Raw genomic sequence first — 25459 nt, forward strand, 5'->3', positions numbered from 1 at the left:
ACGCAATTCGCCTACATAGCGGCAAATTCCCATTCCCGCCGGAGCAAGACCCCATGGCACGCCAGTTCATCTATCACATGTCGGGACTTAGCAAGTCCTACGGCGCAAAGAAGATTCTCGAGAACATCCATCTCTCGTTCTATCCCGATGCGAAGATCGGTATCCTCGGCCCGAACGGCGCCGGTAAGTCGACCGTGCTGCGCATCATCGCCGGTCAGGACAAGGAATACACCGGCGAAGCCTGGCTCGCTGAAGGCGCCACCGTCGGCTACCTGGAGCAGGAACCGCATCTCGATCCGGCCAAGAACGCGTTTGAAAACGTCATGGAAGGCGTGGCCGACAAGCAGGCCGTGCTCGACCGCTACAACGAACTGATGATGAACTATTCCGACGAGACCGCCGAAGAAGGCGCCAAGCTCCAGGATATCATCGACAGCCAGAACCTCTGGGATCTGGAGCAGCAGGTCGAAATGGCGATGGAAGCCCTGCGCTGCCCGCCGAAGGATGCAGACGTCACCCTTCTCTCGGGTGGTGAGCGCCGTCGTATCGCGCTTTGCCGTCTGCTCCTGTCGCAGCCGGACCTGCTGCTGCTCGACGAACCGACCAACCACCTGGACGCCGAGACCATCGCCTGGCTCGAAAAGCACCTGCGCGACTATCCGGGTGCCGTCATGATGATCACCCACGATCGCTACTTCCTCGACAACGTCACCGGCTGGATCCTCGAGCTCGACCGCGGCCGTGGCATTCCGTACGAAGGCAACTATTCGGCCTACCTTCAGGCGAAGGCCAAGCGCATGCTTCAGGAAAACCGCGAAGAAGCCGGCCGCCAGAAGGCGATCTCGCGCGAACAGGAATGGATCGCATCCAGCCCGAAGGCCCGTCAGGCGAAGTCCAAGGCCCGTATCAAGGCCTATGAGCAGCTGGTTGATGCGGCTGAAGGCATTCGTCCCGGTGATGCGCAGATCATCATTCCGGTTTCCGAGCGTCTCGGCCAGGTGGTCATCGAACTCGACGGCATCACCAAGGGCTTTGAAGGCCGCACGCTGATCAACGATCTCTCGATCAAGCTGCCGCCGGGTGGCATCGTCGGCATCATCGGTCCGAACGGCGCCGGCAAGTCGACGCTGTTCAAGATGATCACCGGTCAGGAAAAGCCGGATGCCGGTTCGATCCGTGTCGGTGACACCGTGCATCTCGGTTATGTCGACCAGAGCCGCGATGCGCTCGATGGTTCGAAGACCGTCTGGGAAGAAATCTCGGGCGGCGCCGAAATCATCAAGCTCGGCAAGTTCGACATGAACTCCCGTGCCTATTGCGGCGCCTTCAACTTCAAGGGTGGCGACCAGCAGCAGAAGGTCGGCAATCTCTCCGGCGGTCAGCGCAACCGCGTGCACCTTGCCAAGATGCTGAAGGCCGGCGGCAACGTTCTGCTGCTCGACGAACCGACCAACGACCTTGATACGGAAACGCTGGGTGCGCTTGAGACTGCGCTCGAGAACTTCGCCGGTTGCGCGATCATCATTTCTCACGATCGCATGTTCCTCGACCGTCTGGCGACGCATATCCTGGCTTTCGAAGGCGACGGCCATGTCGAATGGTTCGAGGGCAACTTCGAAGACTACGAGCAGGACAAGATCCGCCGCCTCGGCCCGGATGCGCTCAACCCGGGCAGCCAGTCCTACAAGCGCCTGACGCGCTGAGGCGCTCTGATCCGGTTGTGACGAAACAAGGCCGACTTCGAAAGAAGTCGGCCTTTCTCTTTGGCTGAAACCGCTCAAGGCCATTGCTCAGCATATCGTATTTTAGAAATTCTTTAATTTGTTCTGCGTACTAATTTCCCCAAATTGGCAGCGAATAGGGTTTGCGCTGCCTGCGCTGTTTGGGGAGGGCATATGGCCGCGCTATCGCTTCGGAAACAACTCTATCTCATTGCCATCGCGCCGCTGGTCGCCTTTCTTTGGCTGAGCGTCACCTCTGTCTGGCACAGTTATCAGCAATATGCCGAGCTTGATCGTCAGATGGTGGTTCAGACGCTTGCTATGGCAGGCGGGCAGATCGCGCAAGTCCTGCCGGCCGAGGCCTTTGCCACAGCCGACAATCGCGCCGAGCGTCGCAAGGCCGTGGATGAAGGGTTGGCGACTTTGAAGGCTGCCTATGCGGGCTGGCAGTCCAGTGGCGAGCGCGACGAGACCATCGAGAAGGCGTTTGCCCTGATTATCAGCAAGGAAGAGGGACTGGCCGAGTATCGCAAGGCGGTCGATGTCGGCAAGGCAACCTCGGATGCGGCGCTGTTCGTGCTGCAGCCGGCCTCTGCCGCCGGACTGGAACTCGTGCGCCGTTCGGGCGGGACCATCCAGGATCTGGAGCTCGCGAGGCTCATCGATGGCTATTACGCGCTCATGCAGGTCAACGATTCCGGCCTCATCGAGATCCGCCTGGGCGAGCAGTATTTCTCCGGTGAACCGCTGGCACAGAAGCAGTATTCCTTCTTCCTGCATGCCCGTTCGCTCCGCGACCGGTTCACGCCCCTGCTGCGGGAGTTCCTGCCGGGCGATATCGTGAAACCTTTTGATGATTTCCACAGTGGTGCGGAGGGGCAGTTCCTCGTGTCCGCGCGTCAGAAGATCTGGGAGAATGCGCCCGCCGGTGCTGATCCAGCCTCCGGCGAGACCTGGGCGCAATTGACGGGCGCACAGGCCGGGATGATGGCGAAGCTCATTGCCCAGACCGATGCCTTCCTGACCAATGGTGCCCAGCAGAAGCTGAATAGCCTGCGCGGTGACTTCCTTCAGGGGACGGCGATCTCGGCCGGTGTGACGCTGGTCGTGCTCGGGCTCTTCTTCTTCGTCGTCCGCACGGTGTCGCAGATGATTCGCGGAATTGCCGGGCGGATGCAGACCCTGGCCGATGGCGATCGTGCGAGCACGATCCCGTTCACCGGGCGTACCGACGAGATCGGTGTCATGTCGCGTTCGGTCGAGGTGTTCCGGGACGCCGCGATCCGCAACGCGCAGCTGGAATCCGAAGCGGAAGAGAACCGTGTCCGCGCCGAACGAGAGCGTGCGGAGATGCAGGCGCGGGCGGAAGCGGATGCCGAAGCGCGCCTCACAAAGGCAACCGGGACACTCGCTGCCGGGCTGAAGCGTCTCGCGTCCGGCGACATGATGTGCGAGATCGACGAACAGTTCGCCCCGCAATTCGAGGCCCTCCGCCAAGACTTCAATACGTCTGTCGATCAGCTGCGCGGCGTGCTGGTCTCGGTTGGTCGTTCGGCCCATGCCGTCAGCGGCGGGTCCGGCGAAATCTCGCATGCCTCCGATGATCTGGCCAAACGCACCGAACAGCAGGCGGCTTCGCTCGAAGAAACGGCCGCAGCGCTCGAGGAAATTACCTCGAACGTCACGGCAACTTCGCGGCGGACCGGTGAGGCGCGTGACATCGTCCGCAACACCCGCAGCCGTGCCGAGGAGTCCGGCGTGGTGGTCGGCAATGCCGTCACCGCCATGGAGCGCATCGAGCATGCCTCCAAACAGATCAGCCAGATCATTTCCGTGATCGACGAGATCGCCTTCCAGACAAACCTTCTCGCGCTCAATGCCGGCGTGGAGGCCGCCCGTGCGGGCGAAGCCGGCAAGGGCTTTGCCGTTGTCGCCCAGGAAGTTCGGGAGCTTGCGCAGCGCTCGGCCAATGCGGCGAAGGAAATCAAGGCACTGATCGGCAATTCCGAGGTGGCCGTCAGCGAAGGCGTGAAGCTGGTCAACGAGACTGGCGATGGCCTGACGGCGATTGCAGGGCTCGTACAGTCGATCAACGAGCATATGGACGCCATTGCGTCAGCCGCTCAGGAGCAGTCTGTCGGCCTCGGGGAGGTCAATCAGGCGGTCAACCATATGGATCAGGCGACGCAGAAGAATGCCGCTATGGTCGAGGAGATGAATGCAGCGTCCGCAGGCCTTGCGCAGGAAGCGGCGGGGCTTGCTGAACTCCTCAGCCGGTTCAGAACCGGAGAGGGCGTTCAGGCGTCCTCATCTTCGAGAGCAGGCCCCGGCGGGGACGAAAGGCGCACGCCTGCACATTCACAGGGTCGAATGTCTGCGCGGCCGGCGGTTTCAGGAAACACCGCGCTTGCCCGCGAGAGCTGGGAAGAATTCTGACCGCAGTTCGCCTCGCGCTTTTCATTTCCAGTCACGTCAGACGGCTGCTGCAAGGCGGCCGTCTTCGTTTTTCCGACCACATTGCGCCGACGGAAAACTTTCGGCTTGCATCATCCGCTGAACAGACATAAAGATATCTTTATGTCATTATTGCGGTGGTGCTGATGAGACTGGGCGTCGATACTCTTGTGGATTTGCTGAAGGCGGCGGGCGAGCCGACCCGCCTGCGGCTGCTCACGCTGCTGTCTTCCGGCGACCTGACCGTTACGGATCTTACCGAAATTCTCGGTCAGTCGCAGCCCCGTATCTCGCGCCACCTGAAATTGCTCGCGGAAGCCGATCTGATCGATCGTTACCAGGAAGGTGCCTGGGCCTATTTCCGTCTGAAGCAGGACGGAGCGGGCGCCGAACTCATTCGCCTGCTGCTCGATGCCGCCGAAGAGAGCGATCCCGTTCTGCAGCGTGACCGCGATCGCCTGGCTGGCGTGAAGCGGGCGAGGGCCGAGAAGGCGCAGGCCTATTTCAGCCGCAACGCGTCCGAATGGGACGAGCTTCGCCGGCTGCATGTCAACGATGCCGATGTCGAGGCCGCGCTTCTGCAGATCGTTGGCACCGAAGCCGTCGAATCGATGCTGGACCTCGGCACCGGCACGGGGCGCATCCTGCAATTGCTCTCACCGCGGTATCGTCGGGCGATCGGCATCGATGCCAGCCGTGACATGCTGGCGGTTGCCCGCTCCAATCTCGACAAGGAAGGCATCCTGTCGGCCAGCGTGCGCCATGGCGACATTCTGAACCTGCCGCTCGATGCCGGCGACTACGATCTCGTGACCATCCATCAGGTTCTGCACTTCCTCGAAGAGCCGGAACTGGCGCTGGCGGAAGCCGCGCGCATGCTGCGGGACGGCGGCCGTCTGGCGATCATCGATCTCGCCCCGCATGCCCATGAATATCTGCGCGACGAGCACGCCCATGTCCGTCTCGGCTTCTCGCATGGCGTCATGGCCGAATGGCTCGGCCGGCAGGGCCTGTCGGTCGAAGACGTGATCGACCTGCCGCCGCAGAGTTCAGCAGGCCGCGGTCTCACAGTCACCATCTGGCTTGCCCGCCGCGGAGACGCTGCTGCTGCCACACCCCAGGACCAACCCCTTGCCTTGACCGGGAGCCGATAATGACGAAGACCGAACGGCCGATCGCCAAGCCCTCTGACCTCAAGGTCTCCTTCGAGTTTTTCCCGCCCAAGTCGCCCGATATGGCAGAGCAGCTCTGGCAAACGGTTGGGGCACTGCAGCCTTACCAGCCGGATTTCGTCTCGGTGACCTATGGTGCCGGCGGCACGACGCGCGAGCCGACGCTTGCGACCGTCAAGCGCCTGATTGCCGACACGCCGCTCGCCACCGCTTCGCACCTGACCTGTGTCGGAGCCTCGCGTGAGGAGGTTCGGGCCGTCGTCGAGGAATTTAAGGCTGCCGGCGTTCGTCATTTCGTCGCTCTGCGCGGCGACCCGCAGGGCGGTGTCGGGACGCGTTATGCGCCGCATCCTGATGGATTCGTCAATGCAGCCGATCTGGTTGCTGGATTGCGCGACATGGGGGACTTCGAGATCTCCGTCTCCGCTTATCCCGAGCGTCACCCGGAAAGCGAGAGCGAGTCCGTCGACCTCGATATGCTCAAGCAGAAGGTCGATGCGGGGGCCACGCGCGCGCTCACACAGTTCTTCTTCGATAATGACGTCTATGAACGCTACATGGACCGCGTTCGTGCGGCAGGCATTTCGATCCCGATCGTGCCCGGCATCATGCCGATCCAGAACCTGACCCAGCTCAAGCGTTTCGCCTCGATGTGCGGTGCAAGCGTTCCTGCCTTCCTCGACGCGCGGTTCGAGGGCACGGAAAACGATCCGCAGGCGCGTGCAGCGATTGCCGCTGATATCACCGCCGAGCAGATCGCCGACCTGTCGAGACGCGGGGTCGAGGAATTCCACATCTATACGATGAACAGGGCGCCGCTGACGATTGCGACGCTCGAGCGCCTCGGCGTAACCGCGAAGGCTCAGGCCCTTTCGGGCGCCGCTGCCTGATTCCAGATGCCGACCAATGGAAAGAGGCGCATGACGGTCCTTGTCATGCGCCTCTTGCTCTTTTGGAAATTATGGATGCTGGAGCGGCCTGGTTCGGCCAAGCCATGGGTTTTGGTTCATTCGACCTGTGTCAGATGAACAGCATCGTGGCCACGAAAACAAACGCTGCACCTACGATCAGGACGTTGATAGAATTGGTCAGTCCCATGTGTGCCTCCTTGCGTTGACCGTTAGATATTATGTCTGTTTTGTGTCTGTGCAAGGGCCAATCGGTGTTGCAATGCGGCATTTCGCATTGGAAAACCTACCGGATTTCACCAATAAATATTTAATTACAAAGGCTTGATGGTGATCTCGCGCTGTTAATGAAGTTTAATATCCGTGAGCGCGAGAGGCTGTGCATAAGCGGTTTTGCGGGGCTTATGCCCAGGCTCATCGCTCAGCCATCGGCACGTCAAAAAGCCGGGGCAGCGATGCCACCCCGGCCATCTTTTTCTCAATTTGGCGCGTATCTGACCGCGTCTCAGAGGGCGTTGAGAAGAGCCGGTGTCGGCCAGCCGTCTGCGGGCAGACCGACCCGCTGCTGCTCTTTCTGGACCGCCACGCGGGTGCTGGCGCCGAGGATGCCGTCGATCTTGCCGACGTCGTGGCCCAGTCCCTGAAGTTTCGTCTGCAGGACCGTCATCTGGTCGACGTCGAGGCCCGGTTCAGGATTGCCCTTCTGGTAGACCGGCGCGCCGCCGAAACGGGTGGCGAAATAGGCAGCCGAGGTCGTGTAGATGAAGGACTGGTTCCATTCGAGATAGATGTTGAAGTTCGGATAGGTGATGAAGGCCGGGCCTTTGCGGCCTTGCGGCAGCACCAGAGAGGCGGGCAGGGAGCCGAAGCCGGTGTTGCCGTCGCGCGGCTGGACGCCGAGCGCAAACCATTCAGCTGCCGTCATCGTGCCGCCGAGGCCGGACTTTTCGAAGGGCAGGGTCTCCGGGATCGTTACTTCCTGGATCCAGGGCTCACCGCGCTTGAAGCCGAGATGCTGGATGAACTTGGCCGCCGTCAGGATGGCGTCCGGGCTGCTCTGCTTGACGTTCACATGGCCGTCGCCATCACCGTCGATGCCGAATTCGATGATGTCCTTGGGCAGCATCTGAACCTGGCCGATTTCGCCGGCCCAGGCGCCGGTATTGCCGGCCGGATCGAGATCGCCATGCTCGACCATCTTGATCAGAGAGAGGAGCTGCGGTCGGAAGAGTTCCGGCCGGCGGCAGTCGTGCGCCAGGGTGACGAGGGCGTTGCGGGTGTTGAAGTCGCCTTGGACGGCGCCGAAATCGGTCTCCATGGCCCAAAAGGCCGTGATCACGCCCGCTGGTACGCCGTATTCCTGCTCAGCGCGGGCGAAGACCTCTGCGTATTCCTTGATCTTCTGGCGGCCGATGTCGAGGCGGCCCTGGCTGACGGTGCGGCCGGAGAACTCGAGGAAGGTCTGACGGAACACGCCCTGCGAGCGATCGCGGGAGAGAACCTTCTGGTCGATGGCTGCACCCGCCAGCGCTTTGTCCGCGATTTCAGGCGGCGTCCCGGCTGCCACGGATTCGGCTTTCACGCCTTCGAGAAAAGCTGCGAGGTCGCCTCCGCATTGCTGCGCCTGCACAAGGCCGGTCGAGGCGAGGAGGAGGGCGAGGGGGAGCGCATGACGCAGGGCTTTGTTCATCAGTCGGTCCTTCAAGGGTTGGTGCGCAGAGGGCTTCAATCTCGCGCATTCGTGCCGCCATTGCTGGCGGGTTCTGCGGAGCCTCTAGCGCTCGTTTGCGATCATTTCGAGACGGATGTGACCCAATTCTGCCAGTTCTTCTGGGTGCCGGCAAAGACATTGATATCAGTGCCGCCGCGGATGCCCGGGACGACGCCGGTCGACGTGTATTGCCAGAAGGCCCAGCGGCGGTCGGGATAGATTTCGCTTGGATGCTGGGCGACCGCGCGAACCCAGAAATGGTGATCCTTGAAGGCGCCCTCCAGGTTTTCCCGGTGGAAGTCGACGGAGGTGTAGATGATCGGCCGCTTGCCGTAATGGGCTTCTATGCGCTGCATGAAGCGCTGCATCTCGGATCTCACGGTGGCAGCATCCGGGCGCAGGCGGCAGGTCGGGGAGGTTGGGTTCCACTCGACATCGAGCACCGGCGGCAGAAGGTTTGCTTCGCGCGGAACGTTGCGGATGAACCAGTCAGCCTGTTCATCGGCAGACGAGCAAAAATAGTAGAAGTGATAGGGCGCATGGGGAATGCCGGCGGCGCGGGCACCCTGCCAGTATTCATGGAAGCGTGGATCCAGCATGTCACCACCCTCCGTCGCCTTGATGAAGACGAAGGCGACGCCTGATTTCTTCACCTGCCGCCAATCGACATCGCCGTTCCACTTGGAGACGTCGATGCCGTGCACCTCGTGACGATGCGGTGTCTTACCGTCGAAATGCTGTGGGTCGGTGTCTTGAAAGCGGGGCGAGACGGAGGCCGTGCCCATCAGGTCATAGGAGCCCGACGTGCAGGCCGTCACCGTGAGACAGAGGGGAAGAAGGAGTGTCGATAACCACCGCATGGAGGGTCCGTCTGCTGGGAATGAAGAGATATGCCCCCAGGCGGTGCGACCAAGACGAAACACGGGGAGAGCCGACACCACCCTTGGCCCATCATGGTTAAAATCTGGTTAGATGCAATGTTGCTGATCAGCGAGGTGATGAACGTGTCAGGACGGCATGCCAGGCGTAACCACGCCAGAGCGGCTCGAAGCGGAAGGTCAGGCCATGGGCTTCCGCGCGTTCTTCCAGCGCGTGGCGTAGCTCAAGACGTGGCGTGACGTGGAAGCGGGCGAGCCAGGCCTGCAGCGCCTTCTGGAACCAAGCGGGCAAGCGTTCCTGCTGGCCGAAATCGACAATGTGCAGTGACCCCGCAGGCCCGAGTGCCTCGATGGCCCGATCGATCGCGGCCTGCCAGTCCGGGATCATCGACAGGGCATAGGAGATCATCACGCGGTCGAAATGCGGCTGGCCGAAATCCTCCGGAGAGAAAGCCGTGGCATCGGCGACCTGCAGCCTTGGTGCCGTGTGGTCCCGTGCCAGCTTCGCCTGAGCCGTGGCGAGCATCTCGGCCGAGATATCAAGCCCGAAGAGGTTTGCCGCCGGAAAGTGCCTGCGGGCGAGGGCGAGGTTGCGCCCTGTGCCACAGCCGACTTCCAGCAGCGTGCCGCCGCTCGGCACATCCAGGCCCGCAATCATATGGTCGCGGCCGAGCAGATAGTATTTGCGGGTGAGGTCGTAGATGTGCCGCTGGTAGCGGTACATCCGGTCCATGCGGTCGGCATGGTCCTTGATGTCATCGACTGCCAGGATTGCCGGGCTTTCGCTCATGCCGCGCGCTTCTCATAAATGTGGAAGCCGCCGTAGATGGCGGAGCGATCCTGGGCGTTCAGCGATTGCGAGCGCTCCACCTGGTAGTGCCACTGGTCGAGCAGGGCAGGTGCCAGCTTGCCGGTCAGGATGCTCTCTTCGGCAGCTGTCCGGAAGATGACCCGGGCACCGTCGGCAGCGGTCCTGGTGATCTCTGTCCACAATTCGTTCAGCTGCCGCTCGTTCATCCAGTCCTGGGCGTCGAGAAGAACGTAGCGATCGACGCTCCCAGCGGGCTTTTTCGCCAGCAATTCGGTGAAGTTGGCGTGGTGGACCGTGACGTTCGCGACGGATTCGCGGATGGCCGGATAATGCGCCTCCTGAAGATAAGTCGGCAGGACGCCTTCCTCGGGCTTCGGATAGCGGCGCATGAAAGCCTGCCAGGCGAAGTAGTTGTCGCGCAGAAGGAAGTGGCAGCAGAGCTTTTCGAGGCGGTGGCGCAGGACGGGTGCGATTGTGCCGTCGTCGGCGAGCGAGGCGAGTTCGTCATATTGCTGCGGGGGAATGCCAAGCCCGAAGAGCGAACTCTTGCGGCGGGTGAGCCAGCGGATCAGCGGCTTGTCGAAGAGCGGAGCGATACGGCTGTCGAAGAACATGCGCTGTTCGCGCAGAGAGCGAGTCTCGGCCAGTTCCTCAAGCCGCACGCCGTGGCTGCGGGCAATCAGATGGCCGATGGCGATGAAGCGTCCGAGAAGCCCGGTGCGGTAGATGTTGCGATTGAAGACGGAGATGCGGCGACGGCCGCTGATGCCGCGCGTCTCCTAGTAGCGCCGTGTTGGAGCGTCAAGATTGGGCGCGATGTGGCGGTCGTAGAGGCTGGCATTCGTTGCAACCATCTGATCGCCGAGCAGACGCCGCACGGAGGCATGGTCCGGCAGATGGCGGAAGGCGGCAAGCTTCAAGCGATTGAGCGCCACGTGGTTCGGGTTCAGGTCCACCACGTCGATCGAGGCTGGACGGCGGCCGAGATAGGCGAGCATGTTGCAGCCGCCGGAGCCGATGGTGACAAGGCGGTGGCCCTCAGAGAGATCCATGGCCTGCATGTCGACCTCAGGATCTTCCCAGATCTGGGCGTAGACCAGGCCGGAAAAGAGCAGGCCGAAAAGGCGCTCCGACATGCCGGCGGGCGATAGAGCCGCATGCTGGAGAAGCGCGTCTTTCAGCTTCTCGTTTCCACGAAATCCGGCATCGGGTGCAAGGTCTGTCATGTCGATCCGCCGTCCTCTTGGGTTTCACGGCGTGTAGCTTTCGCTTGCTACAGTTTGATGACGTTCGCGCCCGAGGGCGGTAACCGAATTTCAACGCATTTAATACAATTTATCCTCAGTTATTTTAGGGGTGTTTAACATGATGTTAATTGAAATCCCGCTTGGCAGACGGCTGCGTTACGGTCTTGCCGGCTTTGTTGGTGGTGCGGTTGCGCCAGCTATCATCCTGCTTACCGCTTACAAACAGAGCGGTTTTGGCATGCTCTCCACAGAATTTCTCGGTGACTGGTCGTCGCTTGCAGCGTTTGGTCTGCCCGTTGTCGGGGCTGCGATCGGTTGGCGAATCGCTGCATGGGAGGCGCTTCTGCATGAGCGCATCCTTCGCCTGGAAGGCGGAGCGGGCGAACTTGAGGCTGCATCGCGCGTCGATCGGCTGACCGGGCTCGGCAATCGGCAAGCGTTCAACGAGGCCTTGGCGGCGGTCCTCAAGCCAGGCAGCCAGCCCCGCGGAACGCTTCTTCTGATCGATCTGGACCGCTTCAAATATGTCAACGACACGCTCGGTCGTGCTGCGGGCGATGGGCTGTTGGTCGGTGTAGCAAAGCGGCTGCGGGATGCTGCCGGGGAAGAAGCTCAGCTCTTCCGATTGGGGGGCGATGAGTTCGCTGTCCTTCTGCCGCAAGTGCAGCGACGGCCGGTGGCCGAATTCGTCTGCCTGGAAATCGAACATGTCCTCGCCCAGCCCTTCGAGCTTGAGCATGGTAGGGTGATGGCGGGCGTCAGCATCGGCGCGACGGTGATCTCTCCCTCGGACCGGGATGCAGCAGCGCTTCAGCAGCGCGCCGATCTCGCACTCTACCGTGCCAAGGAAGTCTTCGGCCCGGCCCATGCCTTCTATGACGAGGCACTGGCCCGCGAAGTGATGGATGGCCTCGAACTCGAGCGCGACCTGTCTCGTGGCTTCGTCGATGGCGAATTCTATCTCGAATACCAGCCGATCGTCGGCGTCGAGCATGGCGAAGTTCGGTCGCTGGAGGCGCTTTTGCGTTGGCACCATCCAATGCGGGGTCTGATCACACCCGACGTTTTCATTCCGCTTGCTGAAAAGACCGGGAGCATTCAGGTCATCGGCAAATGGGTGGTCCAGCAGGCCTGCGCCGCAGCAGTCACCTGGCCGAAGCCGACGGGCGTCAGCGTCAACGTCTCCGGCGACCAGTTCAAGGATCCCAACTTCGTCACGCATATCCTCGATTGTCTCGTCGACACCGGGCTTGCACCGGAGCGGCTGACGATCGAGGTGACGGAGGCGGTGTTTTCCGTCGATATCGATCTCGTCTGCCGGAGCCTTGCCGAACTCCGGTCGAGCGGAGTGCGCATCGCGCTCGATGATTTCGGTACGGGCTTCTCGTCGATCAACAATCTGCGGCTCTTCCCGCTCGACGAACTGAAGATCGACCGGTCTTTCGCCGGGCAGATGCTGGAAACCAGCCAGGGAGCCAAGCTCGTCGATCTCATGCACAAGCTCTCGGAGACCTTCCAGATCCGCACGACGATCGAGGGCATCGAAACCAAGAACCAGCTCGATTTCGTCAAGCGGCTCGGTATCGGAGAGGCACAGGGGTTTCTGTTCTCAAAACCCTTCGGCGGCGGAGAGGTGGTTGCCTATCTGCAGGCTCGCCTGATCCAGCAGGCAAGTTCGGCGCCCGCCGGTTAAGAGCGGGCGGGAAATCGTCCCTTCGCGGCGCTCTGCACCTTCCGTCTGTCATGCTTTCCTGCTTCGATGGTGAGGTCTGGAGGAATGTAGATGCAAAGACTGGTGAAATGGGGTGTGCGGCTGGTGGTCGCCTTGGCTGCGATCGTTGTCGTCGGCATTGGGTTTGTCGTTGCATTTCCTCCGGAACTGCTCCGGGTCGGAACCGGTTACGCAGCCAAGATCATCTGTTCCAACGTCTTCATTGCCGGTCGCGATGCCGACGAGGTGCTGCGTGACGATGTGCAGGCGCCCGGGCATCCGCTGTTGCGGTTGGTGCGAGCCGAGGTGGATCTTGAGCAGGGTCTCGTGCGCACGTCGATGCTGGGCATGATTGCGCCGTCAGTGGCTCTCCATCGCCAGGGGCTGGGATGCACGTCTGTCAGTGACGCGCAGATCGCGGGCGCGAAAGGACTGTCGGCCCCGCCGGCAGAGGCAGCACCCGGCGATCTCAGTCTGCCCTGGCCTGAAGGCGAGGCTGTACAGAGTGGCGATCCTCGGCTTCAGAGCATTCTTGCCGATGCGGCGCTGATCGGCCCTGCGGGGCGGGCCGTTGTGGTCGTCAAGGACGGTCGCATCATTGGCGAAACCTATGCGCCAGGGTTCAACGAGAACACGCCGCTGCTGGGCTGGTCGATGACCAAGACGGTCACGGCTGCGCTGGTCGGGCTTTTGGCCGGGGAGGGGCGTCTGGATCTCGAGGCGGCCCAGCTCTTTCCCGAATGGTCGGGCGATGCCCGGCGGGATATCAAGCTCGCCGACCTGCTCGCCATGGAAAGCGGGATCAGCTTCAACGAGAGTTACGGTGATGTCACTGACGTCACCCGGATGCTTTATCTTGAGGGTGACATGAGCGCCTACGTCGCGTCGCTGCCCACTGAGGCCGCTCCTGGTACACGCTTCAACTACTCATCCGGGGAAACGGTGCTCATCTCGCGCTACTGGATGTCCCGCTTTTCAGAGCGCTCTGAAGCGCTGGCCTATCCGCGTCGTGCTCTCTTCGATCCAATCGGTATGCGGAGTGCCGTGCTGGAGGCGGATCCAACCGGGACCTTTGTCGGCAGTTCCTACCTTTATGCGACGGCACGGGACTGGGCACGATTCGGTCTGCTTCTTGCCGACAATGGCAAATGGGGCGAACAACAGGTTATCGCCCCGTCCTTCATCGAGCGTATCAATCGGCCGACGACCGTTTCTGGCGGTGACTATACGCAGGGGCAGGCCTGGCAGAACGGTCCGGTCGACAAGGACGAGAGTTATGGGCTACCCGCCGAGACGCTCTGGATGCTCGGCCATGACGGTCAGTCGATTGCCGTGATCCCGTCGGAGGGGCTGGTGGTGGTGAGGCTCGGCCTCACGCCACGAAGTGTCGGCTACAGACCGCAAAAACTCGTTCAGGCGGTTCGCGAGGCGCTAAGATGAGAGTGCGGTTTCACCGTGTCAGGTGCAGCAGGCCCTTGCGCTTGGCATCGTAATAATAGCCGCGTGCATAAAGGCGGACTGCCTGGTCGTGATCGTTGTCGGCAACGACCCAGGCGCCCTTCAGATACTTGACCGCGTATTTGATGTTGGTTTCTGCGTCGAACAGTCCGTCGGCCGGGCCATCATAACCCATGGCCCTGGCGGTATTGTAGCGGATCTGCATCAGGCCGTAATTGCCCTTGCTGTAGGCGGCGGGGTTGTAGCGGCTCTCGCGATGGACGACGCGATGCACGAGATCGACCGGGATCTCGTAAAGCCTGGAATATTTCTCGATCAGCGCGTTGAGGCGCGTCGGGCCAACCGTTTCAGGCTTGCGCTCGAGATCAAGCGACGGCGGTGCGCCGGGCGGAGAAACGTCAAAGGGGTCGCCGAAGCTGGTCAGTGCTGTTGCCCGTAAGGGGGCGGCATAAGCGAGAACCACAGGCTTCTGCTCAGTCGAAGTCGTAACTGCGGCCGTTGCTGCGGTAGCCGTGGCTGGTGCCACGCCTGGCGGTGTCAGTGTCGCTTCGGTGGAGGCGGCTGCTGCAGCCATCTGCTGGGCACCGGTCTGCGGCGTGGCAGGTGCCGTCACCATGGCGAGCGCATCGGTCGCAGCCGTCTGGGGGGCAGTCGCCGAGAGAGCGGATGCCTTGAGCGCGGGGATCGGAGCCGCCGTTTCCGTTCCCGGGATGATCGGCGCCGGTCCTGGATTGGCGGCAGCCAGTTCAGCCTGGGTCATCGTGGGCGCACCTGGCGTCGTCGATGCGCCGTTCACGGCAGCTTCGGCAGCCGAGGCTGCGAGCATTTCCGGGGACTTGGGATTGGCAACCGGCGCAGAGGCGAGATCTGCCTTGACGCTCTCATCGATCGCTGTGCATCCGCCCAGTCCGGCCAACAATGAAGCAGCCATGCAGAGAGCTATGCCGCGGTCAGTTCTGACGTTCATGCCACTATCCGTTACGAGATGCACGCGAACACCTGAGCAAATCACCCGGCGGTTCGTTTCCAATTCTTAATCTATGCCCGAGATTGCGGCAAGCTTACGGTCGAAGCGGCGGAACTTCGCAAGCGAAGTGGCTCAAGCGGCGATCTTGCGATAGCCGGCTGTCACGGCCTTTGCCGCGATCAACACCGTGCCGCCGGAGCGGTTGATTGTCCGGCGAACCACATGTTTTCTGATGGTTTTTCGCACCTTGTCGGCCATCATCGCGTAGACGAGAGATGTAGTGGCGGACAGGAAAACCAGGAGGCCGCCAAGGATCGCGGCCTGCGGAAGGAAGGGGCTCGCGGGGCTTAGGAATTGCGGCAGAAGTGCGGCGATGAGCAGGGCGCTTCGCGGATCGCGCAGCTCGCTCGCGACGCAATGGGAGATGACTCGCAGCGGTTTTTCTTCCGGCAGATTGTCATTGTCGGCGACCGGCTCGCTGCCGGCCGGGGCACGCGACAGGCCAAGGCCGAACAGCACGAGGCAACCGAGCGCGATCCATTGCAGGACAGCGAAGGCCGAAGGGGAGATCGAGATCACAGCGAAAGAGACTGCCAGGACCGCGGCAGCCGTCAATGCAGTGCCGAGGGTAACGCCGGTCACCGTGGCGAAGGCGCTCTTTCGCCCATGCGCCATGGCATAGGCGAGAACCAGCCGTTTCGACCGGTCCGGCGCGACCAAGAAGGCGGTCGCGACGACAGCGAACAGGATCCAGGTAACATGGGACATGGCACTCACTCCTCGGTTGAGAGGAAGCCAGCTTTCCGCCGCGAGGTCAATGGATCGGACGGTACTTCTGCCCCAGATAGTCCATCACTTCTTTGAACCACGGCGTTTCGAGGTCAAACGGCTTGCCGCCCTTGATCCGCGGGAACTCGATGGTGCGCAGGCGTCCGCCCTTGTCCTCATCGTGACCAGTCACCCCCGAAACCTTGTTCAGACCGCTTTCGACCGCGAGATCGACCATGCTCTGGATCAGGCGCAGGTCCTCATAATTTGCGGGGGCGGAGCGTGCGTAATAGCCCGATTTCTGCACCATGGAGCGATCGGCATCGAGGAGTTTCGCGAAGTGCTTCTGGAACCAGTTGCCGACATTGATCGTGTCGAGCTTCACATGTCCGAAGGCGTCGCGCTTGATCTCTTCGCCGGCCGCCTCACGATCGGCGACGATCTCGTCCATGCAGGCGCCTTCCGACACGAAGAGCGTGACGAAGCCGGTGCGATCCATGATTTCCTTCAGGCGGGCGGCTTCCCCCTCCATGTCGAAATGGGTTTCCGGCAGATAGAGGCCGTCGATGTTCTTAAGCTCCTGGTTCATCATGAAGCCTTCGACATATTCGTTATGCTTGGTCCGCTGCATGTAGGCGCGGGCCGTCGCCGCCGTCAGCCAGCCGCAGTGGCGGCCCATGACTTCGTGAATCACAAGCGTGCGTGGCGAGGCGCTCTGCTCGTTCGAGACATGGTCGAAGAAGCGCGCGCCGACTTCGGCGGCCGTCCAGGCGCCGAGCGTCTGCTTGATCGGGTAGACGTCATTGTCGACGGTCTTCGGCATGCCGACAACGGTCAGGTCGTAGCCGTTGGCGCCGAGATAGGCGGCGAGGTCGGCCGCTGTTGTGTTGGTGTCGTCACCGCCTATGGTGTGGAGGATCGTCACGCCATCAGCCGCGAGCCGTTCGGCTGCGACACGGAGCGGGTTCTGGTCTTCCCTGACGAGCCCGCGCTTCACGCAGTCTGCGACATTTGTGAGCTTCACGCGGCTGTTGCCGATCGGCGATCCGCCGTAGCGATGCAGCACATGCGCCTTTTCGCGCATCTCCTTGGTGATCTCGATCTTGTAGTCCATCAGCAGGCCGCGGAAGCCGGACTTGTAGGCGATGAGCTCGACTTCGGGTGCGATGTCGGTGTAGCGCTCGATCAATCCGCCGACGGCGGACGAGAGACAGGGCGCGAGGCCCCCGGCGGTCAACATCGCGACTTTCTGCTTGGCCATCGATCCTCCTCAGGCGTCTTCATCGCCCGGCTGCTGGGTGTTCGGGTGGCAAATGGATGCGACAGCAGAGCCGAGCTGTAAAGCGAAAAAATCAAGGAAAACGGGCATTTCGCCGGTCTTGGCTGCGCTTGATCGGATATAATCGATTCAATCGATGACGGTGGCGCAACGTGGTCTGTGGATAAGATTGGGCCGATACCAGCATCGGCCAAAGCGGACGCGTTCAGCGAAACATATTCAAGATGAAGAAACTTTAATCTTCACCAAAGGCCGGTCCGCCTTGCTTTTTCTGGGTAATTTTGGTCAAGCTTCTTCATGATTTTCGATTTCGCCTGCGAACAAATATCGTCATTCTGGGACCGCCTTCTGGGCGCGATCGGGGATGCCGCCGGCAATGTGATCGGCAGTATCGTCGAGGCCATTCGCACGGCCTTCGAAGGCGATCCGGAAACGCGCCGGCGCGTGTCCTTCTCGGTTGCCATCATCGCGCTCTCGGCGAAGATGGCCAAGGCAGACGGGATCGTCTCCAATGCCGAGGTCGAGGCCTTCCGCAAGATTTTCGAGTTTCCGCCTGAGGAAGCGCGCAACGTCGCCCGGCTGTACAATCTGGCCCGCCAGGACGTCGCCGGTTTCGAGACCTATGCGAAGAACCTCGCCGGGATGTGCCGGACCTGTGACGAGTTCTGCCCGGTCCTGGAAGACATCATCGATGCTCTGTTCCACATCGCCAAGGCCGATGGCCTCGTGCATGAGAAGGAACTCGCGTTTCTGTCGCGCATCGCTGAAATCTTCTCGATCTCGGAAGAACGGTTCGCGATGATCACCGAACGGCATATCCATCTCGACGGCGATCCTTACGGGGTTCTCGGCGTGCAGCCGTCCGACGATTTTGCGACGATCCGCAAGAAGTACAGGGCGCTGGCGGCCGAACATCATCCCGACCGACTGCATGCGCGCGGCATTCCGACGGAATTCCACAGCGTCGCCAACCATCGCATGGCCAAGTTCAACGAGGCGTATTCGGCGATCGAGAAGGCGCGCCGGGCGGCATGAGTTCGTTCACTGCGGATTTCGCGCGCGCGGAGGTCTGTCCTTCGCCCAATCATGGCGAACGCGTTGGCGTCGAGCGGCCGGATATTCTCCTTTTGCACTATACGGGCATGCCTTCCGCCGAGTGCGCACAGGCTTGGCTTTGTACGCCGGAAAGCCAGGTCTCCAGCCACTATCTGGTTCATGAGGACGGTCGCGTGGTTCAGATGGTGCCGGAAGAGCGACGCGCCTGGCACGCGGGCAAAAGCATCTGGGGCGGCGAGACGGATATCAATTCCCGTTCGATCGGCATCGAGATCGCCAATGCCGGACACCCGGGCGGCCTACCGGACTTTCCCGAGAAGCAGATCGAATCCCTCATCGAATTGTGTCTCGAATGCGTCAACCGGCATGGAATTGCCCCCGAACGCGTGCTGGCGCACTCCGATGTGGCCCCCATTCGCAAGGTCGATCCCGGTGAAAATTTCCCCTGGGGCCGCCTGCATGGCGCAGGGGTTGGACACTGGATTGAACCCTCGGTGATCGGAGGTGGACGCTTCTTCCAGCGGGGTGACCGAGGTCAACCGGTCGAGGCCCTGCAGTCGATGCTGTCGCTCTATGGTTACGGCATTGAGATCTCTGGTGAATTCTGCGCCCAGACAGAGGGCGTCGTCGCAGCTTTCCAGCGTCATTTCCGGCAAGCCAAGGTTGACGGTGTCGCCGACAGCTCGACCATCGAGACGCTGCATCGGCTGCTGACAAGCCTGCCGCGTTTCGGCTGATCGTGCCTCTTCGGCACGGTTCAAAAGGCCACCGCGGTCAACGACCGCAGCACCGTTTTGTTGCAGCGCCACACGAATTCCTTATTGCGCCGCTCTAAAGGACGGGCTGAACGGCGTGGGTGGTTCGCTTCAGGACCCGGCGCAAACATCAACTCGAGAGAACCGAAACGGGCAGCCCGACCTGGGCTCGCGACGCATGACCTGCGTTTGCTTTGACGCGCGCCGATGCCGGTTCTCGACTGGAGACTGAACCTTCTCATGACACGACGACTTGTTGCTGCCGCGGCATGCATTGCAATGCTTTTGACCAACGTCCAGTCCGCGCATGCCGGCAGCGAGGAGCGCCGCTTCAAAAAGCCCCTCAAGACGATCACCCGTGATGCCGGTTATCCGGCAGCGCCTTCCTTCTCGAAAAGTCCCTACAGCGCGATCATCACGAAATACGCCAAGAGCTACGGCGTCCCGGTTGATCTTGCCCATGCCGTTGTCCGCGTGGAGAGCAACTTCAACCCCAAGGCGCGCGGAAGTGCCGGCGAGGTGGGGCTCATGCAGATCAAGCCGGCGACGGCGCGGGCCATGGGTTACCGCGGCAAGACCAAGGGGCTTTATGATCCCGAGACCAATATCCGCTACGGCATGAAGTATCTCTCTATGGCCCACGAACTGGGTGGCGGTGAGACCTGCGGTACCATTCTGCGCTACAATGCTGGCCATGGCGCCAAGCGCATGAACCCGATCTCGAAGCGCTATTGCGGCAAGGTGATCGCCTTGATCGGCAATTGAAAAACGCCGCCATCCGGTTTCAAATCGGCTGGACAGCCGGGTTCGTCATGCTATCACCGCACGCAACGTAAGGATGGTGACGCATGGTTGAGCGGTTCAAGTCGATTGTCGTTGGTCGAGGCATGATGGGTGCTGCAGCGGCCCGGTATCTGGCACTTTCCGGAGATGGCGTCGCGGTCATCGGGCCCGATGAGCCGAAGGACTGGTCGCGCCATCACGGTGTCTTCGCCAGCCACTACGACGAGGCCCGGATCACCCGGACGATCGATTCGAACCCCATCTGGGCGCGGCTCGCCAATCGCTCGATCGCGCGCTACGGCGACATCGCATCCCAAAGCGGCGTCGCGTTTTATGATGAAGTCGGATGCCTGATCGTCGGGCCGAAGCGCGGTGGGCGCGACCCCTATGTCGGCCAGGTCGAGGCCGCGGCCGCGCAGCTTGGTGTCTCGATCGAGATGCTGTCAGACGCGGCACTCAAGTCGCGGTTCCGCTATTTCGATTTTGGCTCCGATTGCGAGGGTGTCTACGAGCAGCGGAATGCGGGTTACGTCAATCCGCGCCGGCTCGTGGAGGCGCAGAGCCTGCTTGCGGAGAAGGCCGGCGCCAGGGTGATTCGTCAGACGGCGGTATCCGTCCGGGAGGAGGGCGGTCTTGCCATCGTCACCACGGATGACGGCGCCGTCTATACGGCGGAGCGCGTGCTGATTGCGGCCGGTGGCTTCTCGATCAATGAGAACCTGTTGCCGCGTCCCATCGATCTCAAGGTCTATGGGCGCACCGTCGCTTTCTTCGAGATCCCCGACGAGGACCTTGCCGCCTATTCCGGCATGCCGTCGCTCATTCATCAGCCGGCGGATCCGATCGACCACATCTATCTTCTGCCGCCGGTGCGCTATCCCGATGGCAAGACCTATCTGAAGATCGGCGGGGATCCTGACGATCTGCATTTGGAGACGGAGCCGGAGATCCGGGCCTGGTTCAGGCGTGGCGGCCGGCTTACCACGCGCGATCACCTGCACCGGATCATCACCGGCCTCGTGCCGACCCTTGCCGATGCGCCTATTTCGATGGCGGCCTGCGTGACTTCTTTCACCCCGGAGAATTATCCGTCGATCGGTTTTGCGAGCGAGCATATCGCCGTGCTCACGGGCGGCTGTGGCGCGGCGGCCAAGAGCTCCGACGAGATTGGGCGTCTGGGTGCCGAGCTTCTCCAGCATGGTCGAATCATCGACGAGGCCTATGGCGACGTGTTCCGGCCGGTCTTCAGAGACTGATTCACCAAAAGCGCCCAAGTGTTCCTTCATGCTCGCTTTTCGATGGCATTCGGCCAAAGGGTCGGTTAAGGACGCCTTGCCAGTTGGCCGGGCAGCCGCGCTTTACCAATGCCGAAAGGCGGTAGGGTGAGGAAAGTCCGGGCTCCACGGAAACACGGTGCCGGATAACGTCCGGCGAGGGCGACCTCAGGGAAAGTGCCACAGAAAGCAAACCGCCTCGCTTGCGAGGTCAGGGTGAAAGGGTGGGGTAAGAGCCCACCGCGTCGCTGGCAACAGGGACGGCACGGCAAACCCCACCGGGAGCAAGACCGAATAGGGATGACGCGGGTGGCGCGCAAGCGTTGCTACAGCCTGTTTCTGGGCCAGTCATCCGGGTGGGTTGCGCGAGGCAGCGTGCGAACGCTGTCCCAGATGAATGGCTGCCACGTTCCGGGAAACCGGGGCCATACAGAACCCGGCTTACAGGCCAACTGGCAAATTTCCCCTTTTTGGGCTTTCGAGCGAACCGTCTGAAATCAATGGCGGAACGCTTCTGCGTCTCGCAGATCACGTTCACGGCAACCGGATCCGAAAAGGCGTCGGAAAACAGCGGTTTCTAACCATTCGTTAAGCTTAACCGCCTATCAATGTTTGACTCGTGGAGCTGGCTCATCCCGACCGTTCCCATTGACGCCCATATTGTCCCATGGTATCCCATTTGCATGCCGTTGCGGGGGTCGTTTCATCCCCGAAGTCTCGTGAATCAAGTGCTTCCTCTCGTCCTTCGGGTGGTCGTGTCACGGGTGTGGCGGTTGGCGTATTCATGTGTATTCGGGGGTCTTTGATCGACCCTACGTTCAAGGGGAGGTCGGTTGTCAGTGATGAGCCGCTTCCTGTCCAACGCGACAAACAGGATCGATGCGAAGGGGCGGGTTTCCGTCCCTGCGGCCTTTCGTGCCGTGCTGGTGCAGCGCGAAATTCAGGAGCTTTATTGTCTCCAGGATTTCGTCTATCCGGCAATCAACATTGGTGGTCCGGATCTGCTCGAGCGGTACGAGCGGAAGATGGCTGCCGAAGATCCCTTCGCGTTGGAGGCAAACGAGATGTCGCTGCTGCTTCATGGTGGCGGCGTCTTCGCGCGACTCGATGCCGAAGGGCGATTGGCGGTGACGGATTTCATCCGGGATTTCACGGGGATTTCCTCGGAGGTCTGTTTCGTCGGTCGTTCGGATCATTTTCAGGTGTGGCAACCGCAGGCGTTTCACGAGGCGCAGGCGAGAGCCAGAGAGGTGGTCAGGCAACGCGGCCTGCGCACCTAGAAAGACGGGGAAACGGAATGGCGGCGAACTTTGGCGAAGGTAATTCCGATGCCGATGGCGGACCGGTTCGCCACATTCCGGTTCTTCTTTCCGAAGTCCTGAAGGCTCTTGAGCCCGAAGCCGGCAAGGTCATCCTCGACGGAACCTTCGGCGCTGGAGGCTATACCTCTGCCATTCTTGCAAAGGGTGCTCACGTGATCGCGCTTGACCGCGATCCGAACGCCATTGCCGGCGGCAAATCTCTCGTCGATTCGAGCGAGGGCAGGCTCACCCTTCATCACACGGAATTTTCCCAGCTCGCCGATTTCGCTCCCGAGGGTGGTCTGGATGGTGTTGTCCTCGACATCGGCGTGTCCTCGATGCAGATCGACGAGGCAGAGCGCGGTTTCTCGTTCCAGCGCAACGGGCCGCTCGACATGCGTATGGCGGTTTCCGGCGTTTCTGCCGCCGATGTCGTCAATCGCGCCAAGGTTTCCGATCTCATCCGCATCTTCGGTTTTCTCGGCGAAGAGAAGCATTCGGGTCGAATCGCACGTGCCATCGAGAAGCGGCGGGTAAACGAGCCTTTTCAGACGACGCGCGATCTCGCCAACCTCATCGAGACCGTCAATCCGCGCAAGGCCAAGGACAAGATCCATCCGGCAACCCGCGTCTTCCAGGCGTTGCGTATCTATGTGAACGACGAGCTTGGTGAGCTTGCTCAGGCGCTTTTTGCTGCCGAGCGGGCGCTGAAGCCGGGCGGTCGCCTCGTTGTTGTGACCTTCCATTCGCTGGAGGATCGCATCGTCAAGAAGTTCTTCTCTGAGCGTTCCGGCAAGGCGTCAGGTTCGCGCCATCTTCCGATGGTCGAAGCGCGGGCGGCTACCTTCGATCCCGTCGGCAAAGGCATGGTCGCAGCCACCGAGGAAGAGGCGGAGATCAATCCGCGTGCTCGTTCCGCGAAGCTGCGTGCCGGTATCCGCAGCTCGGCGCCCGCCGAGCGCGCCGACATGTCGATCTTCGACCTGCCTGACCTCGCCACTCTCGAAAAGATCGGAGGCTGACCGTGCTGAGACCCTTCGACTTCCTGATGATCGGGGCCATGCTGGCGGCAGCGACGGTCACTTACCAGATCAAGCACGACACGGATAACAAGGCAGCCGAAGTGCGCCGCCTCGAAGCCGAGATCAAGCTTGAGAAGGATACGATCGAGCTGCTGAGAGCCGACGAGGCGCTGTTGACGCAGCCAAACCGGCTTGAGCGTCTGGTGCAGACCTATGCCGCAGAACTGCAGCTCGTTCCGACCTTGCCGACCCAGCTCGCGCGGCCAATGGAGCTGCCCATGCCGAAGGATCAGGTTCCCGTGCCGGAAGGCGAAGAGGCGGCGGAGAGCGCCAGCGCAGGCGAGCCTTCCGACCCCATCAAGGATCTCATCACGACAGGATCGGTGGACCGCTGATGACATTTCTCTCGCGAATCATGCTGCTGAAGAGCCAGGCGCATTTCTCGACCGACGTGCAGCGCGGCGGTACCGTGGTAAACGGTGCGACCTTCAAGGGAACCGGCAAACGCAAGACGGAGATGGCAAAGACCCGCGTCGGGCTGATGTTCGCCACCTTCTGTGTTGCCTATGCGATCATCGGCGGCCGCCTGGTCCAATATGGTCATGCCCAGCCGGAAACCGTTTCCAGCATCCTGCCCGCTGACCGCCTGATGGCGTCGCGCCCGGATATTCTCGATCGGAACGGCGAAATCCTGGCGACCGATATTCGCACGGTCTCGCTGTTTGCCGAACCGCATAAGATCGTCGATCCCGATGAGGCTGTCGAACGTCTGTCCACGGTGCTCAAGGATCTGGACGTCAAGGATACCTATCGCAAGCTTTCGTCCAATTCGCGCTTCCAGTGGCTGCGCCGTCAGCTGACGCCGAAGCAGCAGAGCCAGATCCTGGCGCTCGGCATTCCCGGCATCGGCTTCCGTCCGGAAAAGCGCCGCTTCTATCCGGGTGGGGCGACGGCCTCGCATATCGTCGGCTACGTCAATATCGACAATCGCGGCATGGCCGGGATGGAAAAGTACATCGACAACCAGGGCATGGCGGATCTGCGCGCGCTCGGTATGACCAGTGATGCGCCGCTGGAGCCGGTACGGCTTTCGGTCGATATCCGCGTGCAGAACATCCTGCGCGACGCACTCGTAAGTGCCGTGACTAAGTATGAGGCGATCGCCGCAGGTGCCGTCGTCCTCGACGTGCATACCGGTGAAGTCGTTGCCATGTCGTCGATCCCAGATTTCGACCCGAATCGCCCGCAGGAAGGGGCCGAGGAAGGCTGGATGAACCGGATGACGAACGGCACGTTCGAAATGGGCTCGACCTTCAAGACCTTCACGACGGCCATGGCGCTCGATTCGGGCAAGGTCACGATGAAGGACAGTTTCGACGCGCGCTATCCGATCCGAATTGGCCGCTTCACGATCAAGGATTTTCACGGAAAGCACCGCGTTCTGACGGTGCCGGAGATCTTCCAGTATTCGTCGAATATCGGCACCGCGCGCATGGCTGAGGCCGTGGGTACTGCCGGGCACAAGGAATTCCTGACCCGCATGGGCCTTCTCACGCGTCTGGAGACGGAGCTGCCGGAGGTTAAGGCACCCTCGCAGCCGCGCGAGTGGAAGCAGATCAACTCGATCACCATCTCCTTCGGCCATGGTGTGTCGACCACTCCTCTGCAGACGGCTGTCGGGGCAGCAGCCCTCGTCAATGGCGGCAAGCTGATCGCACCGACATTCCTTACCCGCACTCGTGAACAGGCCGAAGACATTGCCCAGGTCGTGGTCAAGAAGCAGACCAGTGACGATATCCGCCACCTGTTCTGGCTGAACGGCAAGAGCGGCTCGGGCAAGTACGCCCTCGTTGAAGGTTTCGATGTCGGCGGCAAGACCGGAACGGCTGAAAAGGTCGTCAATGGCCGCTATTCCGACGACCAGAACTTCAACTCCTATGTCGCCGCTTTCCCGATCGAAAATCCTCAGTATCTAGTGCTGAGCTTCATCGACGCGCCAAAGACGGGTGAGGGCGGTGGCCGGACCGCCGGTCTGACGGCTGCACCGATCGTCGGCGAGATCATCCGCAGAAGCGCCGCAATTCTTGGTGTAGAACCCACATTCGGGGAAGACGGCTCAGCGTTGCTCGTCTCTTATTGATCAGAACGACTACAGGCGGGGCGATTCGCGGAACTTGCCCCGG

20 protein-coding genes, 1 other RNA gene and 1 pseudogene are annotated in these 25459 nt (G+C 61.4%); 15 read left to right on the forward strand and 7 right to left on the reverse strand.

Annotated features, from left to right (window positions below; all coding sequences use genetic code 11):
• Positions 1–53 precede the first annotated feature (53 nt).
• The 4 genes from ettA to metF all read left to right on the forward strand — a co-directional run bounded on the left by ettA (position 54) and on the right by metF (position 6237).
• Positions 54–1703 carry an energy-dependent translational throttle protein EttA gene (gene ettA, locus AC02Y0_RS05585; RefSeq protein ID WP_307372866.1) on the forward strand — a complete coding sequence of 550 codons (1650 nt, stop codon included), beginning with the start codon at positions 54–56 and terminating at the stop codon, positions 1701–1703.
• Positions 1704–1895: 192 nt separating this feature from the next.
• Positions 1896–4157 (forward strand): methyl-accepting chemotaxis protein, encoded by a 2262-nt coding sequence (locus tag AC02Y0_RS05590; RefSeq protein ID WP_476382923.1) that lies wholly within the window; start codon positions 1896–1898, stop codon positions 4155–4157.
• Between the two features lie 164 nt (positions 4158–4321).
• Positions 4322–5329: an ArsR/SmtB family transcription factor gene (locus tag AC02Y0_RS05595; protein WP_476382924.1), complete on the forward strand. Its 1008-nt coding sequence runs from the start codon at positions 4322–4324 to the stop codon at positions 5327–5329.
• Positions 5329–6237 (forward strand): methylenetetrahydrofolate reductase [NAD(P)H], encoded by a 909-nt coding sequence (gene metF, locus AC02Y0_RS05600; protein ID WP_476382926.1) that lies wholly within the window; start codon positions 5329–5331, stop codon positions 6235–6237. The genes AC02Y0_RS05595 and metF overlap by 1 nt, the downstream gene beginning before the upstream one ends.
• Before the next feature lie 523 nt (positions 6238–6760).
• Here the strand turns inward: metF and AC02Y0_RS05605 are convergent.
• The 4 genes and pseudogenes from AC02Y0_RS05605 to AC02Y0_RS05620 form a co-directional block, all read right to left on the reverse strand.
• Entirely contained in the window at positions 6761–7945 is a 1185-nt protein-coding gene (locus AC02Y0_RS05605) for a lytic murein transglycosylase (RefSeq protein WP_476382927.1), read from the reverse strand.
• Between the two features lie 101 nt (positions 7946–8046).
• Positions 8047–8826 (reverse strand): glycoside hydrolase family 25 protein, encoded by a 780-nt coding sequence (locus tag AC02Y0_RS05610; protein ID WP_476382928.1) that lies wholly within the window; start codon positions 8824–8826, stop codon positions 8047–8049.
• A 127-nt stretch (positions 8827–8953) separates the two neighbouring features.
• Positions 8954–9634, reverse strand: a complete 681-nt coding sequence (locus tag AC02Y0_RS05615; protein ID WP_476382929.1) for a class I SAM-dependent methyltransferase — start codon at positions 9632–9634, stop codon at positions 8954–8956.
• Positions 9631–10881, reverse strand: a pseudogene (locus AC02Y0_RS05620) (BtaA family protein). Before AC02Y0_RS05620 ends, AC02Y0_RS05615 begins: the two are co-directional and overlap by 4 nt.
• A gap of 259 nt (positions 10882–11140) precedes the next feature.
• Between AC02Y0_RS05620 and AC02Y0_RS05625 the strand changes: the two are divergent.
• Together AC02Y0_RS05625 and AC02Y0_RS05630 are read left to right on the forward strand one after the other, a co-directional pair.
• On the forward strand, positions 11141–12595 hold the full coding sequence (locus AC02Y0_RS05625) for a putative bifunctional diguanylate cyclase/phosphodiesterase (RefSeq protein WP_476383966.1): 1455 nt from the start codon (positions 11141–11143) through the stop codon (positions 12593–12595).
• A gap of 90 nt (positions 12596–12685) precedes the next feature.
• Positions 12686–14053, forward strand: coding sequence for a serine hydrolase domain-containing protein (locus tag AC02Y0_RS05630; protein WP_476382930.1), 1368 nt, complete (start codon positions 12686–12688; stop codon positions 14051–14053).
• A 10-nt stretch (positions 14054–14063) separates the two neighbouring features.
• On the opposite strand, the gene AC02Y0_RS05635 is transcribed toward AC02Y0_RS05630, so the two are convergent.
• The 3 genes from AC02Y0_RS05635 to AC02Y0_RS05645 form a co-directional block, all read right to left on the reverse strand.
• Positions 14064–15038: a transglycosylase SLT domain-containing protein gene (locus AC02Y0_RS05635; RefSeq protein ID WP_476382932.1), complete on the reverse strand. Its 975-nt coding sequence runs from the start codon at positions 15036–15038 to the stop codon at positions 14064–14066.
• A 132-nt stretch (positions 15039–15170) separates the two neighbouring features.
• Positions 15171–15806, reverse strand: a complete 636-nt coding sequence (locus tag AC02Y0_RS05640) for a LysE family translocator (protein WP_476382933.1) — start codon at positions 15804–15806, stop codon at positions 15171–15173.
• Between the two features lie 46 nt (positions 15807–15852).
• Positions 15853–17067, reverse strand: a complete 1215-nt coding sequence (locus AC02Y0_RS05645; protein ID WP_476382934.1) for a pyrophosphate--fructose-6-phosphate 1-phosphotransferase — start codon at positions 17065–17067, stop codon at positions 15853–15855.
• Between the two features lie 315 nt (positions 17068–17382).
• Between AC02Y0_RS05645 and AC02Y0_RS05650 the strand changes: the two genes are divergently transcribed.
• The 9 genes from AC02Y0_RS05650 (at position 17383) to AC02Y0_RS05690 (ending at position 25416) form a co-directional block, all read left to right on the forward strand.
• Positions 17383–18120, forward strand: a complete 738-nt coding sequence (locus tag AC02Y0_RS05650; RefSeq protein WP_476382935.1) for a TerB family tellurite resistance protein — start codon at positions 17383–17385, stop codon at positions 18118–18120.
• Entirely contained in the window at positions 18117–18878 is a 762-nt protein-coding gene (locus tag AC02Y0_RS05655) for an N-acetylmuramoyl-L-alanine amidase (RefSeq protein ID WP_476382936.1), read from the forward strand. Before AC02Y0_RS05650 ends, AC02Y0_RS05655 begins: the two co-directional genes overlap by 4 nt.
• Before the next feature lie 258 nt (positions 18879–19136).
• Complete coding sequence (locus AC02Y0_RS05660; protein ID WP_476382937.1) at positions 19137–19661, forward strand: lytic transglycosylase domain-containing protein; 525 nt, start codon at positions 19137–19139, stop codon at positions 19659–19661.
• Between the two features lie 83 nt (positions 19662–19744).
• Positions 19745–20935: an NAD(P)/FAD-dependent oxidoreductase gene (locus AC02Y0_RS05665; RefSeq protein ID WP_476382938.1), complete on the forward strand. Its 1191-nt coding sequence runs from the start codon at positions 19745–19747 to the stop codon at positions 20933–20935.
• A 79-nt stretch (positions 20936–21014) separates the two neighbouring features.
• Positions 21015–21413, forward strand: an RNA gene (rnpB, locus tag AC02Y0_RS05670) — RNase P RNA component class A.
• Between the two features lie 382 nt (positions 21414–21795).
• A complete protein-coding gene (gene mraZ / locus AC02Y0_RS05675) occupies positions 21796–22233 on the forward strand; it encodes a division/cell wall cluster transcriptional repressor MraZ (RefSeq protein WP_476382939.1) in 438 nt (145 codons plus the stop codon).
• 17 nt (positions 22234–22250) lie between these two features.
• Positions 22251–23276 (forward strand): 16S rRNA (cytosine(1402)-N(4))-methyltransferase RsmH, encoded by a 1026-nt coding sequence (gene rsmH / locus AC02Y0_RS05680; RefSeq protein WP_476382941.1) that lies wholly within the window; start codon positions 22251–22253, stop codon positions 23274–23276.
• A gap of 26 nt (positions 23277–23302) precedes the next feature.
• Positions 23303–23671, forward strand: a complete 369-nt coding sequence (gene ftsL / locus AC02Y0_RS05685; RefSeq protein WP_476383967.1) for a cell division protein FtsL — start codon at positions 23303–23305, stop codon at positions 23669–23671.
• A complete protein-coding gene (locus tag AC02Y0_RS05690; protein ID WP_102022067.1) occupies positions 23671–25416 on the forward strand; it encodes a peptidoglycan D,D-transpeptidase FtsI family protein in 1746 nt (581 codons plus the stop codon). Before ftsL ends, AC02Y0_RS05690 begins: the two co-directional genes overlap by 1 nt.
• Positions 25417–25459 lie beyond the last annotated feature (43 nt).

This window comes from Allorhizobium sp. nf9_anc (genome assembly GCF_056323085.1).